This is a genomic window from Kocuria sp. CPCC 205261 (genome assembly GCF_040981025.1).
GTDB classification, from domain to species: domain Bacteria; phylum Actinomycetota; class Actinomycetes; order Actinomycetales; family Micrococcaceae; genus Kocuria; species Kocuria marina.
Window position 1 is genome coordinate 158267 of the sequence record NZ_JAVKPU010000006.1, and the last position, 13936, is coordinate 172202.

Below are 13936 nucleotides of genomic sequence, written 5' to 3' on the forward strand. Positions count from 1 at the left end.
CAGAAAAGGAGCACCACGATGGCCAAGGCTGAAATTCGCAAGCCGAAACCGAAGCAGAACCCGCTCAAGGCGGCCGACGTCACCGAGATCGACTACAAAGACGTCGCCTTGCTGCGTAAGTTCATCTCCGATCGCGGCAAGATCCGCGCTCGCCGCGTGACCGGCGTGTCCGTTCAGGAGCAGCGCAAGATCGCCCAGGCGATCAAGAACGCTCGTGAAGTGGCACTGCTGCCCTACTCCGGCGCCGGCCGCTGATCAGAGAGGACTGAGAATTCATGGCAAAGATCATTTTGACCCAGGAAGTCTCCGGGCTCGGTTCCGCGGGTGACGTGGTGGACGTGAAGAACGGCTACGCCCGTAACTTCCTGTTCCCCCGCGGCTTCGCGACTCCGTGGACCCGCGGCGCCGAGAAGCAGATCGACTCCATCAAGCAGGCTCGTGCGGCCCGTGAGCTGTCCTCCCTCGAGGACGCCCAGGCTCTCGCCGCCAAGCTGACCTCCACCACCCTGACCGTCCCGGTCAAGTCCGGTGCCGAGGGTCGCTTGTTCGGTACGGTCCGCGCTGGGGACATCGCCTCCGCGGTCGAGACCGCCGGTCTGGGTTCCATCGACAAGCGTCGCGTGGACCTGACCCAGCGCATCAAGACCACCGGCGTGTACCAGGCCGTGATCCACCTGCACGAGGACGTCAACGCGAACGTGGAGTTCGAGGTCGTCCCCGCCTGATCGCACCTCGAGTGCATCCGGGCCCCTGAGCTGTTCACGCGGTTCGCGGGGCTCGCGGGTGATGTATGAGAACCCCGTGGAACAGTCGTTCCACGGGGTTCTTGCCGTCCTCGGGCTTCCAGAGATCGCGCAGAGCACCGTGGGAGGATGCCGGTCATGATCATGAGCGCACGCAGGTTGAGCACGGGCCGCACGCTGTTCTGGGTGGCATTGGGGTGCGTGGCATTGACCCTGGTGTTCTTCCTGGGGGCGTTCCTCGCCGGCAATTCCTTGGCGCCGCGCGGTGCGGTGGCCGTCCTGGTGGTCGGCCTCATCCTGAGCGTGGTCGCGTCCCTTGTGGCATTGATCCTAGGCATTGCGGGCACCGTGGCCTTCCCGGCCCTGCGGGGCCGTCACGTTCTGGTGTTGCTCCTGGCCATCGTGACATCGCCCCTGCTCTGGCTGCTCTTCTTCGCGCTGCTTGGGTGAGTTACCCACAGCTGCGACGGGTTTTCCACAGATCTCTCCACAGCCTGTGCACAGCACTGCACGGCGTGTTCCACATGTTTTCCACGTACTTTTCCACAGGCCGTGGACGACGACGCCGCGCCACCGGGCCGCGCGGCGTCGTCGTCTACTCAGCGCCCGGTTCTGCAACGAGCACGGGCGGCTATGGGGGTCGGAGAGCGGTGGGAGAATGAACGGGTGTGCCGCTCGAGGTGGGCGCATTCGTCTGCAAGGAAAGTGAGTGAGGGTGTCGGAATATTCGTCCGGGCCGCGCGAGGACTACGGCCGTACCATGCCGCACGACAACCAGGCCGAGCAGTCGGTGCTGGGCGGGATGATGCTCTCCAAGGACGCCATCGCGGACGTGGTGGAAGTGCTGCGGGGCGTGGACTTCTACAAGCCGGCGCACGAGAACATCTACGACGCCATCGTCTCCCTGTATGGGCGCGGCGAACCGGCGGACGCGATCACCGTGGGGGACGAGCTCACCAAGAACGGTGAGATCGAACGGATCGGGGGGATCGCGTACCTGCACTCGCTGATCGCATCCGTGCCCACGGCCGCCAATGCGGGGTTCTACGCGGAGATCGTGCGGGAACGCGCGGTGCTACGGCGGCTCGTGGAGGCCGGGACCAAGATCGTGCAGCTGGGCTACGCGCACGACGGTGAAGTGGACGACATCGTCAACGAGGCCCAGGGCGAGATCTACCAGGTGGCCGAGCGGCGCACGGCGGAGGACTACGTCCCGCTCAAGGACGTCATGGAAGCCACCGTGGACGAGATCGAGGCCGCAGGCAACCGCTCCGGGATGCAGGGTGTGCCCACGGGGTTCATCGAACTGGACGAGCTCACCCACGGGTTCCAGGGCGGACAGATGATCGTGATCGCGGCGCGTCCGGCCATGGGTAAGTCCACGCTCGCCCTGGACGTGGCACGCTCCGCGTCCATCAAGCACAACATGACGTCCGTGATCTTCTCTCTGGAGATGAGCCGCAACGAGATCGCCATGCGCTTGCTCTCCGCGGAGGGCACCCTGAACATGCAGGACCTGCGCGCGGGCACTCTGCAGGACGAGCAGTGGGCCAAGATCGCGCAGATCATGGGCAAGATGAACGAGGCGCCCTTGTTCATCGACGACTCCCCCAACATGTCCCTGATGGAGATCCGCGCCAAGTGCCGCCGGCTCAAGCAGAAGCACGACCTCAAGCTCGTGGTGCTGGATTACCTGCAGCTCATGAGCTCTGGCAAGAAGGTGGAGTCCCGCCAGCAGGAGGTCTCCGAGTTCTCGCGTGCGCTCAAGCTGCTCGCCAAGGAGTTGGACGTGCCCGTGGTGGCGCTGTCCCAGCTGAACCGTGGTTCCGAGCAGCGCCAGGACAAGAAGCCGCAGGTGAGTGATCTGCGTGAATCGGGGTCAATTGAGCAGGATGCGGACATGGTCATCCTGCTGCATCGCGAGGACGTCTACGACAAGGAGTCCCCGCGCGCGGGTGAGGCGGACGTGATCGTGGCCAAGCACCGCAACGGCCCCACGAAGACCATCGTGGTGGCGTTCCAGGGCCACTACTCACGGTTCGCGAACATGGCGCTGGAGGGGTTCTAAAGTCTTCAGCTCCCCGTCTTGTGCTGCGTTCCGGGCAAGCCGAGCTGCGCCTTGCGTCCAACCTCCCACCCCCTGGGATCGCACCCACCTCGCCCGTAACCGGCCCGTCCCACTACGCTTTGTCGGTGCTTACCACTGAACAGGCTGCTTACAAACTCGCCTTCCAGATTGCGGACGCCCTGATCCGCAGCGGGGCCGGGTCCGCCAACACCACCAAGTCCCTGCTGTCGATCTTTCGCAAGACGGACCTGCGGGACGTCACGGTGAGCGTGGGCCTGGGGCAGGTGACCATCAGCCACCAGGATGCGCCGGACAAGGCGCCGAGCACTCGCGTGTTCGAGTCCCAGCCCGGAACCCTGGACATCCAGCTACGCACGGACACGGGCGAGGTGCTGGAGGACTTCGTGCTCGGCCGGATCTCTGCAGAGGAGGGCATCCAGCGCATGGACGAGATCCTCGCGGAGTCCCGGCACATCGGCCACCGTCTGACGGTGACCGGTTTCGGGATGTTCGGTGTCGGGTTCGCGCTGATCCTCGGCGGAAGCTGGCCCACCGCCATCACTGCCGCGATCGTCTCCGCGATCGTGTACGGCGTCTACGCCCTCGTTCAGCGGATCAAGGCCCCGGAGGTCTTCAGCCTCGCGGCCGGGGGACTGACCGCAGTGCTCGGGGCCACTGTGGCAGGGGTCCTCTTCGACATCACCCAGACGGCGGTGTGCATCGTGGCAGCCCTGGCCGCGTGGCTCGCGGGGATTGCCGCGTACGGTGCGGTGCACGACGTCATCACCGGGTGGTACGTCTCCGCCTCCGGGCGCATCTTCGAGGCGGTCACGAGCACCGCCGGTCTGGTGGCCGGTGTGACCATCGGCATCCACGCGATGCAGCCGCTTGTGGGGGACTCCGTGGACTACATCGAGACCCTCAAGATGGACGACTCGCGCTGGGCGCTCTCCATCCTGGGTGCGGCCGTGGTCTCCGCCGGCTTCGCCCTTGCTTCCGGCGGCCGCGGCTGGAAGCTCGCGTCCCTCGGACTCTTCGGTGGTCTGGTGCAGCTGGGTGTCCTGGCCATCACAGCCGTGGGCATCAGCTCCTTCGGTGCCATCCTGATCGCCTCGATCGTCGCGGGCATCCTGAGCGTCACCCTCACCCGCGCCCTGAACCTGGCCTCGAACGCCACGCTCATGGTGGTGTTGCTCCCGCTCTTCCCCGGGATGCTCGTCTACCAGGGTGTGCTGGGCGTGATCTTCGGTCTCGAAAACGCCGGCGAGAACGTCCTCGAGGCCGCGATCACCGCATTCTGCCTGTGCATGGGCGGCATGCTCGGGCAGTACGTGGCGTCCGAGGTCCTCTGGGCCGGGCGGCGTCGCCAGTTCAAGCGCCACCGCCCGGGCCAGAAGTTCCGCCGCGAGATGGCGAACGAGGAGAACTTCAGCGACATCATGGTTCCGATCTTCTCCAAGCCCTTCACCAGCTGACGCGGGCGCAGATCAAGCTGGGGCGGTCCGCGCTGCGCGCCCGGCGGCGGGGTGGGTCCTGCCCGCGTCCGCCCCGCCGCGGAGGCCGCTACTTCCCCATGACCTCGGCCACGCGCTCCACGAGCCCGCGCATGTTGGCGAGCGCGCGATCGGCGCGCTCCTCCGGGCTCATGGTCTCCTCCATCTGCCGGATGCCCTCGGGCTTGCGGCGCCCCAGCGTGTAGTCGCTGCACGCCAGGTTCGAGCACACGTAGGTGCCCACGGAGTTGTAGCGGTCCTTCGCGGTCTTGGAACGCTGGATCGACACCAGTGAGACGCCGCTGGCCGGGTGCAACGTCAGGCAGATCTGACACATACGTGCGCCACCGCTCGCCTTCTGCGCGTTCTTCTCGAGCACCAGCCCGCGCAGCCCGTGCTCGGTCTCGACGACGACGTAGCCCGCCCGCGGTGACTTCGGGTCGTACCAGCCCAGGAAGATCTGGGACTCCCAGTCCCCGTGGAGCACGTCCTGCGGGATGTTGATGCGCTGCGCAGCGCCCTTGGAGCAGTTGACGAAGCTCTTGCGGATTTCGGTTTCTGTATGCGTATTCATGTTCTTTGGTCCTTCGAGGATGGTCTCCCCCTGCCTGCCACGTGCGGGTCAGGACGGCGCGCGGGCACCCGGGTGCCAAGGAGCGCGGTGGGGGCGGGCGGCATCGTCGTGCCGCGTGGTGCGGGAGGGCGACGGCGTTCGGCGCGCTCGTGGAGCGCGGTCGCCGCGGGGAGGTGGAAAAGGGTGGGTGAAAGCGCGCGACGGGCTGGTCTTCACCCGCCGCGTCCGGTCAGCGCTGTCTAGTGCCGGCGGTGAAGAAGCCGGCAACCCCCTGACGCACGAAAGCCTCGTTCCCCCACGGCTGTGGATCTCGAAAACGTACGGGGACAGTTTAAATCCACCGTGGGGCTGCCCGCCACCTGGCATCGGGTCGCCCAGAAGGGTATCCCGCTGGAGGTGAGCATCAAGTTCCCATACTCGTAGAAGTCAAGAATTTACAAGTGGGTATTGACTCCTTTCCCCGTGTTCCTAAGGGACAGAGACTCCGATGTTCAAATTTGTCTGATCCCCGGCTAAATTTTGATACATGCAACCCATGGTCTTCCCCGAGGTCGATTTCGCGAGTGCGCTCGTGACGGATCTGTTCGCCCTGGAGCGGGTGCGCGTGGATTCTCGTACTGAGCACCTTGAGGACCCTCTTGGCCTGGAGCTGCGCAGGCTGTTCCAAGGTCTCACGAGCGTCATGTCGGCACGCATCGAAGGGAACCGGACCACGGTGGCGAATGTCGTGGCCGAAGCCCGGCGGGCCGCGGCCACGGGACAGCCAGCAGCAGACGCCGTGCGAGAGATTCTGCAGCTGGAGCAGGCAACTGACTACATGGACGAGTTGGCAGCCCGTGGAAGGCTGTCCCTGACTCATGGGCTGATCCGTGAACTCCACCAGCTCGCCGTGCAGGGACTCGAACGTGAAGGTGACGAGCACCCGGGCAGCTATCGAACAATCCCCGTCGGGATCGCTGGAGCGTCCCATGTCCCGCCCGCACCCGGGTCCGTCCAGGCGGACATGGGCCAGCTCCTGGAGTTTGCAAACAAGGAGGTGCCCGCTCAGCACCAACTCCTCCAGATCGCGCTTGTCCACCACCGGTTCGTCTGGATACATCCGTTTGCCAATGGTAACGGGCGGGTCTCACGCCTGCTGACGTACGCCATGCTGAGCAACCAGGGCTACACCTCCAGGAGCGCCGCGCGTCCGCTCAACCCCACAGCAGTTTTTGGTGCCGACCGGCAGTCGTACTACGACCACCTCGCGGGAGCGGACTCCCTGAGCCCGGAGGGGTGCTGGCCTGGGCCGGGTATGTGATTCACGGCCTCAAGGACGACATGGACAGGGTCAGTCGGCTTGCTGCCCCCCGCTTCATTTCCGAGGAGGTCGTGGGGCCTTCGGTCAATGCCGCTCTCGCGGCGGGGGAGCTCACGGAGACGGAGGCAGATGTGATCTACGCGGTGGCGCGCCAAGGGAAGGTCAAAGCGGGCGATCTCGAAGACGTGATCAAGGGGTCTCCGTCGAACAGGAGCCACCGTCTGCGCCGCATGGTCGAGTCCGGGTTGCTACAGAAGATGTCAGGGCCGGGGCGGTACGTGGTGAGTCTGCATCGCAACGTTCTGACCAAGCACGTGGTGCGCCGCCTCAACCAGTTGGACATGCTCCCGGCTATCCTGCGTGACTGAGGTGCGGGACTGTCCACGCGACGGCAGGTGAGCGCACAATGCTCCAGTGCTCAGCACCTACCCTGGAGGCATGACTTCCTCCGCCACTGCCACCACATCCCTGGGCGTCCTACAGGAGGTTTTCGGGTACGACGCCTTTCGTGGGGAGCAGGCGGAGATCATCGAGCAGGTGGTGGGTGGCGGGGACGCCGTGGTGCTGATGCCCACCGGCGGCGGCAAGTCCCTGTGCTACCAGATCCCCGCCCTGCTGCGGGACGGCACGGGCGTGGTGGTCTCCCCGCTGATCGCGCTCATGGCGGACCAGGTGGCCGCGCTCGAGGCCGTGGGCATCCGCGCCGCGTACCTCAACTCCACCCTGGAGCCCTACGAGGCGCAGGAGGTGGAGCAGCAGCTTCTCGCCGGGGACATTGACCTGCTCTACATGGCCCCCGAACGGCTCATCCTGCCGCGCACCGTTGAGCTGCTGAAGCGCGCACCGATCGCCCTGTTCGCGATCGACGAGGCGCACTGCGTCTCCCAGTGGGGGCATGACTTCCGCCCCGATTACATGGGGCTGTCCGTGCTTGCGGACGCCTTCCCGGATGTTCCCCGCATCGCACTCACCGCGACCGCCACCCGGGCCACCCACCAGGAGATCACCGAGCGGCTGCGCATGGAGAACGCGCGGCACTTCGTCTCCAACTTCGACCGCCCCAACATCCAGTACCGGATCGAGTCCAAGGACCGCGCGAAGGACCAACTGCTGCGGCTCATCCAGTCGGAGCACCCGGGGGAGGCAGGCATCGTCTACTGCATGTCCCGCAAGAGCGTGGAGTCCACCGCCGCGTGGCTCAGCGCCCGCGGGGTCGACGCCATGCCCTACCACGCGGGTCTCGACGCCGCAGTGCGCCAGGACACGCAGGTGCGGTTCCTGCGGGAGGAGGGAATCGTCGTCGTCGCCACGATCGCGTTCGGCATGGGCATCGACAAGCCGGACGTCCGCTTCGTCGCCCACCTGGATCTGCCCAAGAGCATCGAGGGGTACTACCAGGAGACAGGCCGCGCCGGCCGCGATGGTATGCCCGCAACGGCGTGGATGGCGTACGGCCTGGGCGACGTGGTCAACCAGCGGCGCATGATCGACCAGGGAGACGGATCTGACCTGCACAAACGCAATGCGCGCTCGCACCTGGACGCCATGCTCGCCCTGTGCGAGACCACGGACTGCCGTCGTGTCCAGCTGCTGCGGTACTTCGGCCAGGACTCCGAGCCGTGCGGCAACTGCGACACGTGCCTGAACCCGCCCAAGGTCTGGGACGCCACCGTGCCCGCCCAGAAGCTGCTGTCCACGCTCATCAGGCTGCAACGCGAACGCGGTGAGCAGTTCGGCTCCGGCAAGGTCTTCGACATCCTGCTGGGCCGCAGCAACGAGCGCACGGAGGCGTCGCGCCACCAGGAGCTGAGCGTGTGGGGGATCGGGCAGGACCTCTCCGAGCGGGAGTGGCGCTCGGTACTGCGGCAGCTGCTTGCCCGCCGGGTCGTGGAGGCCATCGGTGATTTCGGCATGCTCGTTCCCGGCCCGGAGGCCGGACCCGTGCTGCGCGGTGAAGGCACCCTGGAGCTGGCGGTGGACAGGGCGCCGACGGCGCGCGCGAACGGACGCGCCCGCAGCGGCGGGGGCAGCGGGCGCTCACGGGCCGCAGACACCCTGGACGAGGCCGCGAAGGAGACCTTCGAGGCGCTGCGGGAGTGGCGGACATCGGTGGCCAAGGAGAAGCAGATCCCGCCCTACATGGTGTTCTCGGACGCCACGCTCGTCGGCATCGTGGAGGCCGCCCCCGCCTCGACCGCGCAGCTCAGCGGCATCAGCGGAGTGGGCGCCAAGAAGCTCGCCGAGTACGGGGACGCCGTGTTGGAGGTGCTGGGCTCCCCGGGGTCCTGACGGTGAGAACTGCCCCGGCCGTTCGGCGTCAGTCGGACGTGACGGAGGATATGCGGTCCACGATGGCCTCGGCCACCGCGGGGGCCTCGCGCTCGGGCAGCCAGTGCCCGGCATCGAGCTCGATGAACTCGTACGGCGCGTGCACGTACACCTCGGTCTCCTCCGCGGCCGTTCGGCCCAGGGCGGGATCCCGGTTGCCCCACACAAACGTGGTGGGCATCGTGATGATGCCGTTTCCGGCATTCTTACCGGTCACGCCGTCCTTGCGCAGCATGGCGCGGTACCAGTTGATGGGCCCGCGCAGGTCGTCCGCGGTGGCGAAGCGACGCCCGTAGCGTTCCGCGGCCTCCTCGGGGATGCCCGCACGGCGGGTAAGGGTTCCCACGCGACCGGCGAGCAGACGCTCCGGTGCGGCGGGGATCTGGAACATGCCGATGTACCAGGATTTCTTGACCTGGTCCGGGGTCTTGAGCGCGTGCCCGAGCGCGGTGGGGTGCGGGGTGGACAGCACGGTCAGCGAGGTCACCCGCTCCGGTGCGCGCAGGGCGATGTCCCAGGCGAGCACCCCGCCCCAGTCGTGGCCCACCAGGTGGAACCGCTCCGCTCCGGCCTCGTCCGCGAGGGCCAGCGCGTCCGCGGAGAGCTCCTCGCGGCGGTACGCGGCCAGCTCGGTGGGTCGGGCGCCCGGGGAGTACCCACGCTGGTCCATGGCGAGAGTGCGCAGCCCCTGCGCGTTCAGCCGTTCGGCGACGTCGTCCCAGCCGCGGGCATCCTGCGGGAAACCGTGCAGCAACAGGACCACGGGGCCGTCCTCCGGGCCCTGGTCGAGAACGTCGAACGTGAGTCCCTGTCGCGTGAAGCTGGTGATCCGAGTCATGCCTCCACCCTATGACGCACGGAGGGGCTCGTCAGCCGTGGCCCCGGACCTGGGGTGGGTCTGCGGCGGAGCGGGTCTAGAAGCCCCCGATGACGCGCCCAATGATGGCCAGGACGGTGAACGGTGTCACGACCACGGCCAGTCCGATCAGCACGACCTTGCCCACGGCGCCCTCACCGGAGCGCTCGCGGTCCAGCTCGTTGTTGGTGGGTCCCAACGCCGAGTCCCTCGGCGGGCGGGGTGTCCCCCCTTCACACTGCACCCGGAGTGCTCGCTGGCTGCTGCGGCCGCCTTGCTGCGGTCCCGCTCGTATTCCCCCGGATCGATGTCCGCCACCGCAGCCCATGTCCTGGGTGCTCGTGCGGAGTTGGTGGAGCCACTGTGGCACGCAGGCTGGGTATCCGGAATCGTCCCCCGCCCGGGGCAAGGGAAGGGCGGCAAGGGAAGGGCACGGCGACGTGGCGGGGGCTCATGCACCCGGGGTCGGCCCGGATCCCAGGAACGGAGCGGGCGCCACCGCGGCGGACCGCAGCTGCGCTCCGGCATCCGGTCCCGCTGCGAGGAGAACCAGTGAGTGGTCAGGGGGAACCGCGTCGCATTCCGTGTGCGGGGCGGGCTACGGCGATGGCCCGCAACGACTGCGCGGGGTCGTGCGGGTCCTGACGGTGAACGCGGACGTTCGGTGCGGTGGCGTCGTCGACCTCGACGGACGAGGCCAGCTGACCCGGATCGCCCACGCCGCTGACCTCACAGACCACGTGGTCGAGGTCGGACCGCCGGGCCAAGGGCGGTCCTGGTGCGCTGCACGTCGTCGGTGATTTGGCAGCAGATGCAGCCCTTGGTCAGTTCGATGGTGTTCTCACCGCGGGAGGAGATCAGGGCGGCACCGATGGTCACGGCTTCCAGGGCCTGCTGCGCGGTGATCCGTTCGTGTTCGCCCATCACGCGGCCGGACTGGGTACGGCGCGTGACCGCGTGCTGGACGGTGTGCAGCAGCCCGAGCGGGGTCACGGGGGAGTCCGAGTGAAGGCTGATGGGCACTCCGCAGCGCAGCGCGGTGGCCGCGGCGTTGTTCCGGCGCGCACAGTCCGGACCCACGGTGAGGTCCAGGTGCTGGTCCCCCCCCACGCCCAGATGTGGTTGGCGAACACGTTGGCGCACGCCCCCGGGGCGGCCATCCGGCGGTACTGGGCGGGAGTGGTCATCTGCGAGTGGGTGCACGTGTGCCGGTGGAAGGTCTCGAAGGCCCGCAGGAACTCCTCCGGGGTCACGTTGCAGATCCCGTTGGGCTGGTCCCCGTAGTAGCCCGGTTGCATCACGCGGGCCGGGTGGACGACGGGGGGGGGTGCCATGGACTTCTCCAGTTCTCTGGGGCGGGTGCTCCGGGGACGACGACGCCGCCCCGGGAGTCGACGCGGCGGCGTCGTCCCCGGGGCGCGGGCTGCGGAGCGGGCGGGGCAGGCGGTGGCGCTCACGCTGCTGTCCGAGCGCAGCCGCCGGAATGAGAAGCGCCAGGCGGAGACCGCCCTGCTGCACGAGCTTCGGCGCCCGTGGAACGTGGACGATGACTCCGCGCGGCGGCGCGCGCACGAACTCGGGATCGGCGTGCTGCGCCACGGGGTGCTGAGCGAGGCGGCCCCGGCCGCGTGGCTACCGGTGGTCGTGCGCTGGGAGCGCCCGGGCGCGGACCCGCTGGGCGAGCACCAGGGCGGCGCCGTGCTCGACGCGCTCGCGTGGGCGCTGGGCCGGGAGGGCACGACGGCGCTCGCGGGCCGTCTCGGCGCCGCCTCCGTGGCCGTGCTGGTGCCGCTGGCCGCGCGCACCCCGCAGGACGCGGTGGTGGAACGGGTGCTTACGGCGGCGGAGCAGCGCCTGGGGGAGCGTGGCGGGTGCTCGCGGGGGTCTCCATCCAGAGTCGGGGATGATCGGCGCGGCCGCCCGCCTGGACGAGGCCGGAATGATCGCGGAGGCCGCGGTGTCCCTGCTCGTGCGGGACGGTTGCGCGGAAGGTGGCCCCTCGCAGGACGGGACCGTGGCGGACCGCGCGGCACGGCAGGACGCCGCCCGGTCCGGTTCTGTGCGCTCCGGTTCCGCTCGGCGGTGGTGCTTCCGCGCACAGGACGTGCGGCTGCGCGGGCTGCTCGCGATGCTGCGCGGGGACGAGCGCGTGCAGATGTTCGCGCGCGCGGAACTCGGGAGCGTCCTGGACGTGGAGCGCCACGAGGACCGTGAGCTGTTGACGCAGTTCCTGGCGTGCGGCGGGAACAAGAGCCTGCTGGCCCAGCGGATCCACCTCTCCCGCCCGGCGCTCTACGGGCGGCTGGTCCAGCTGGAACGCAGGCTGGGGGTGTCGCTGGACGATCCGGAGTCGCGGACGTCCCTGCACGTGGCGCTGCTGATCGCGGAGGTGGAGGGGTGCTGAACACGGCCCGGGCGGCGTCGTGCGCTAGGACTCGGCGGGGTAGTCGCGCGGCCAGCTGTGGCCGAGGCTCGCCTCCACGCTCTCGTTGAAACGGCGGGTGAGACGGGCCAGCGCGGTGACGTCCTCCTGCGGCCAGTCCGCGATGAAACGCTGGTAGGACTCGCGGCGGACCTCCAGTTCCTCCGCGAGGCGGCGCACGCCCTCCTCGGTGGGCTGGTGCTTCTTGGCGACGCCGCCCTCAGGGTCCTTGATGCGCTCGATCAGACCGCTCTTCATGGCGGCTGCGACCTGCCGGTGGACAGTGGAGATGTCCAGGCCGAAGGACTGGGCCAGCTCGGCCACGCTCATGGGGCCGCCGGCCTGCAGGCGGGCGAGGAGCACGGTGGAGCTGCGGTCCAGCGCCTCCCGGCGGGACTGGGGTGGTGCTCCCTGGAGGGCGTATCTCGAGAGCAACATGTTCTCGTAGACGAGTTCGCTCACTGAGTCATCGCTGTGCACGGTTCCATCCTTTCATCCCCGGGTGGACGGCTTCCGAGGAACTGCCGCCCTGGCGGCTCTCAACGGTAGGCGGGGCGGAAAGGCGGCGGAGCGGCGTCGTCGGCAAAAATTGCATAATACAAATCCTGGGGTAATATCTTGCACTATACAAACCCAAAAACTCCAGGAGGTGCCCGTGTCGGTCGACGCGAAGGACGACGTTCCCACAGGTCAACTGCCGGTTGTGGTGGAGCAGGCCACGCCCGGTCCCGCGCACTCGGCGGGCCCGGCACGGCTGGTCACTCCCACGTTCGTGGTCGCGTGGGTGGTCAACTTCCTGCAGTACCTGACCTTCTACATGCTGGTCACCACCATGGCGCTGTACGCGGTAAAGAGCTTTGCCGCCTCGGACGCGGTGGGCGGTTTCGCGTCCAGTGCATTCGTGGTGGGGGCGACCGTCGCGCGGCTGGTCTCCGGATACCTTGTCGACATCCTTGGCCGCCGGAAGATGCTGCTGATCGCGCTCGTGGTCGTGGTGGTCGCGTGCGCGCTGTACCTGCCTGCCGGGTCTCTGCCCGTGCTGATCGGGGTGCGTCTGCTGCACGGTTTCGGGTACGCGTTCGCGAGCACCGCCGTCATGACGATCGCGCAGTCCGTGATCCCCGACTCCCGCCGCGGCGAGGGCACCGGGTACTTCGCGCTGGGCACCACGCTGGCCACTGCGGTGGGGCCCGCGCTGGGGCTCTTCCTGGTGGGTTCGCTGAACTACACGTGGCTGTTCTGGACGACCCTCGTCACCGCCGTGCTCGGCCTGGTGCTGGGTGTCTTCTTGCGGGAGCCCCTGGTCAAGCGTGAAGCCCAGGCCAACCAGGAGGTGGACAAGCAGCGCGCCGCCTTCTCGCTCAGCGACATCGCCCACCCGGCAGTGCTGCCCATCGGCTCCTTCATGCTGGTGGTGGGCGTCTGCTACGCGGGCGTCATCACCTACCTCAACGCCTATGCCGAGGACCGCGGAGTCACCACCGGTGCCGCCCTGTTCTTCGTGGCGTACGCCGTGGCCATGCTGATCATGCGCCTAGTGCTGGGCAAGGTGCAGGACCAGCGCGGCGACAACGTGGTGGTCTACCTGGGCCTCGTCTGCTTCGCTGTGGCCCTGGGCTTCCTGGCGGTGGCGAACCAGGACTGGCAGGTGGTCGTGGCCGGCGCCATGACTGGTCTGGGCTACGGCACGCTCATGCCGGCCGCGCAGGCCATAGCCGTGAACGCGGTGCCCGCCCACAAGCTGGGCACCGGCATCTCCACGCTGCTGCTGCTCATGGACGTGGGCGTGGGCGTGGGCCCCGTGATCCTGGGTCTGTTGCTCTCCGCCGCCGGTTTCGGGGCCATGTACGCGGTTCTCGCCGTGCTGGTAGTCGTTGCCGCCGTGCTATACCACGCGGTGCACGGGCGGCACCCGCACGCCAAGCGGGGGCGGCTCGTGGTGGACTGAGGTTCGCTCTTTCGGGGGCCCGTGGTTTTCACTGCGGGCCCCTTTCCGTTGTACGGCTGCGTTCGGGGACGACGACGGTGAGGGGCCGGGTGGGCGCGTCTCGTCGTCTCCGCGCCAGGCGGTGCCCTCTCTTCCTGGATCCACTGGTCACGGGACCACCAGCACGGCACCCGCGCCTCCGCGCCCTCCGCCGGGTCCGGGGTC

16 protein-coding genes are annotated in these 13936 nt (G+C 68.1%); 11 read left to right on the forward strand and 5 right to left on the reverse strand.

Annotation, left to right across the window (positions count from 1 at the left end; translation table 11 throughout):
• Positions 1 to 18: 18 nt before the first annotated feature.
• The 5 genes from rpsR to RF646_RS08035 all read left to right on the forward strand — a co-directional run bounded on the left by rpsR (position 19) and on the right by RF646_RS08035 (position 4286).
• A complete protein-coding gene (gene rpsR, locus RF646_RS08015; RefSeq protein ID WP_012399405.1) occupies positions 19 to 255 on the forward strand; it encodes a 30S ribosomal protein S18 in 237 nt (78 codons plus the stop codon).
• Between the two features lie 20 nt (positions 256 to 275).
• Positions 276 to 725, forward strand: a complete 450-nt coding sequence (rplI, locus tag RF646_RS08020) for a 50S ribosomal protein L9 (RefSeq protein ID WP_035962847.1) — start codon at positions 276 to 278, stop codon at positions 723 to 725.
• Positions 726 to 887: 162 nt separating this feature from the next.
• A complete protein-coding gene (locus RF646_RS08025; protein ID WP_240919022.1) occupies positions 888 to 1193 on the forward strand; it encodes a hypothetical protein in 306 nt (101 codons plus the stop codon).
• A gap of 310 nt (positions 1194 to 1503) precedes the next feature.
• Positions 1504 to 2811, forward strand: a complete 1308-nt coding sequence (gene dnaB / locus RF646_RS08030) for a replicative DNA helicase (RefSeq protein WP_231885474.1) — start codon at positions 1504 to 1506, stop codon at positions 2809 to 2811.
• A 125-nt stretch (positions 2812 to 2936) separates the two neighbouring features.
• Positions 2937 to 4286 carry a threonine/serine exporter ThrE family protein gene (locus tag RF646_RS08035; protein WP_167319057.1) on the forward strand — a complete coding sequence of 450 codons (1350 nt, stop codon included), beginning with the start codon at positions 2937 to 2939 and terminating at the stop codon, positions 4284 to 4286.
• An 88-nt stretch (positions 4287 to 4374) separates the two neighbouring features.
• Here RF646_RS08035 and RF646_RS08040 read toward each other — a convergent pair whose 3' ends face one another.
• On the reverse strand, positions 4375 to 4878 hold the full coding sequence (locus RF646_RS08040; protein ID WP_085107263.1) for an FBP domain-containing protein: 504 nt from the start codon (positions 4876 to 4878) through the stop codon (positions 4375 to 4377).
• A gap of 535 nt (positions 4879 to 5413) precedes the next feature.
• On the opposite strand from RF646_RS08040, the gene RF646_RS08045 reads away from it, so the two are divergent.
• The 3 genes from RF646_RS08045 to recQ all read left to right on the forward strand — a co-directional run bounded on the left by RF646_RS08045 (position 5414) and on the right by recQ (position 8467).
• A complete protein-coding gene (locus RF646_RS08045) occupies positions 5414 to 6178 on the forward strand; it encodes a Fic family protein (RefSeq protein ID WP_368835677.1) in 765 nt (254 codons plus the stop codon).
• Positions 6179 to 6198: 20 nt separating this feature from the next.
• On the forward strand, positions 6199 to 6546 hold the full coding sequence (locus tag RF646_RS08050) for a hypothetical protein (protein WP_368835678.1): 348 nt from the start codon (positions 6199 to 6201) through the stop codon (positions 6544 to 6546).
• A gap of 70 nt (positions 6547 to 6616) precedes the next feature.
• The gene (recQ, locus tag RF646_RS08055) at positions 6617 to 8467 is read left to right on the forward strand and encodes a DNA helicase RecQ (RefSeq protein WP_368835679.1); all 1851 of its coding nucleotides are present in this window, start codon (positions 6617 to 6619) and stop codon (positions 8465 to 8467) included.
• A 28-nt stretch (positions 8468 to 8495) separates the two neighbouring features.
• On the opposite strand, the gene RF646_RS08060 is transcribed toward recQ, so the two are convergent.
• From RF646_RS08060 to RF646_RS08070, 3 genes are all read right to left on the reverse strand, one after another.
• A complete protein-coding gene (locus RF646_RS08060) occupies positions 8496 to 9344 on the reverse strand; it encodes an alpha/beta fold hydrolase (RefSeq protein WP_167319055.1) in 849 nt (282 codons plus the stop codon).
• 76 nt (positions 9345 to 9420) lie between these two features.
• Positions 9421 to 9561, reverse strand: coding sequence for a hypothetical protein (locus tag RF646_RS08065; RefSeq protein WP_167319054.1), 141 nt, complete (start codon positions 9559 to 9561; stop codon positions 9421 to 9423).
• A 530-nt stretch (positions 9562 to 10091) separates the two neighbouring features.
• A complete protein-coding gene (locus RF646_RS08070; RefSeq protein ID WP_240919021.1) occupies positions 10092 to 10472 on the reverse strand; it encodes an amidohydrolase family protein in 381 nt (126 codons plus the stop codon).
• Between RF646_RS08070 and RF646_RS08075 the strand changes: the two genes are divergently transcribed.
• Positions 10455 to 10646: a hypothetical protein gene (locus RF646_RS08075; RefSeq protein ID WP_368835680.1), complete on the forward strand. Its 192-nt coding sequence runs from the start codon at positions 10455 to 10457 to the stop codon at positions 10644 to 10646. The two genes, RF646_RS08070 and RF646_RS08075, sit on opposite strands and share 18 nt — an antisense overlap.
• A 619-nt stretch (positions 10647 to 11265) precedes the next feature.
• The gene (locus RF646_RS08080) at positions 11266 to 11766 is read left to right on the forward strand and encodes a helix-turn-helix domain-containing protein (RefSeq protein ID WP_368835681.1); all 501 of its coding nucleotides are present in this window, start codon (positions 11266 to 11268) and stop codon (positions 11764 to 11766) included.
• 24 nt (positions 11767 to 11790) lie between these two features.
• On the opposite strand, the gene RF646_RS08085 is transcribed toward RF646_RS08080, so the two are convergent.
• Positions 11791 to 12264 (reverse strand): MarR family winged helix-turn-helix transcriptional regulator, encoded by a 474-nt coding sequence (locus RF646_RS08085; protein WP_368835682.1) that lies wholly within the window; start codon positions 12262 to 12264, stop codon positions 11791 to 11793.
• Between the two features lie 175 nt (positions 12265 to 12439).
• On the opposite strand from RF646_RS08085, the gene RF646_RS08090 reads away from it, so the two are divergent.
• Complete coding sequence (locus RF646_RS08090; RefSeq protein ID WP_206399036.1) at positions 12440 to 13732, forward strand: MFS transporter; 1293 nt, start codon at positions 12440 to 12442, stop codon at positions 13730 to 13732.
• The last annotated feature ends 204 nt before the right edge of the window (positions 13733 to 13936 follow it).

Excerpts from the sequence above, each read along its gene's own strand:
- rpsR (WP_012399405.1), top strand. The coding sequence starts at position 19 with ATGGCCAAGGCTGAAATTCGCAAGCCGAAACCGAAGCAGAACCCGCTC.
- rplI (WP_035962847.1), top strand. The coding sequence starts at position 276 with ATGGCAAAGATCATTTTGACCCAGGAAGTCTCCGGGCTCGGTTCCGCG.
- RF646_RS08025 (WP_240919022.1), top strand. The coding sequence starts at position 888 with ATGAGCGCACGCAGGTTGAGCACGGGCCGCACGCTGTTCTGGGTGGCA.
- dnaB (WP_231885474.1), top strand. The coding sequence starts at position 1,504 with ATGCCGCACGACAACCAGGCCGAGCAGTCGGTGCTGGGCGGGATGATG.
- RF646_RS08040 (WP_085107263.1), bottom strand. The coding sequence starts at position 4,878 with ATGAATACGCATACAGAAACCGAAATCCGCAAGAGCTTCGTCAACTGC.
- RF646_RS08045 (WP_368835677.1), top strand. The coding sequence starts at position 5,414 with ATGGTCTTCCCCGAGGTCGATTTCGCGAGTGCGCTCGTGACGGATCTG.
- RF646_RS08050 (WP_368835678.1), top strand. The coding sequence starts at position 6,199 with ATGGACAGGGTCAGTCGGCTTGCTGCCCCCCGCTTCATTTCCGAGGAG.
- recQ (WP_368835679.1), top strand. The coding sequence starts at position 6,617 with ATGACTTCCTCCGCCACTGCCACCACATCCCTGGGCGTCCTACAGGAG.
- RF646_RS08060 (WP_167319055.1), bottom strand. The coding sequence starts at position 9,344 with ATGACTCGGATCACCAGCTTCACGCGACAGGGACTCACGTTCGACGTT.
- RF646_RS08080 (WP_368835681.1), top strand. The coding sequence starts at position 11,266 with ATGATCGGCGCGGCCGCCCGCCTGGACGAGGCCGGAATGATCGCGGAG.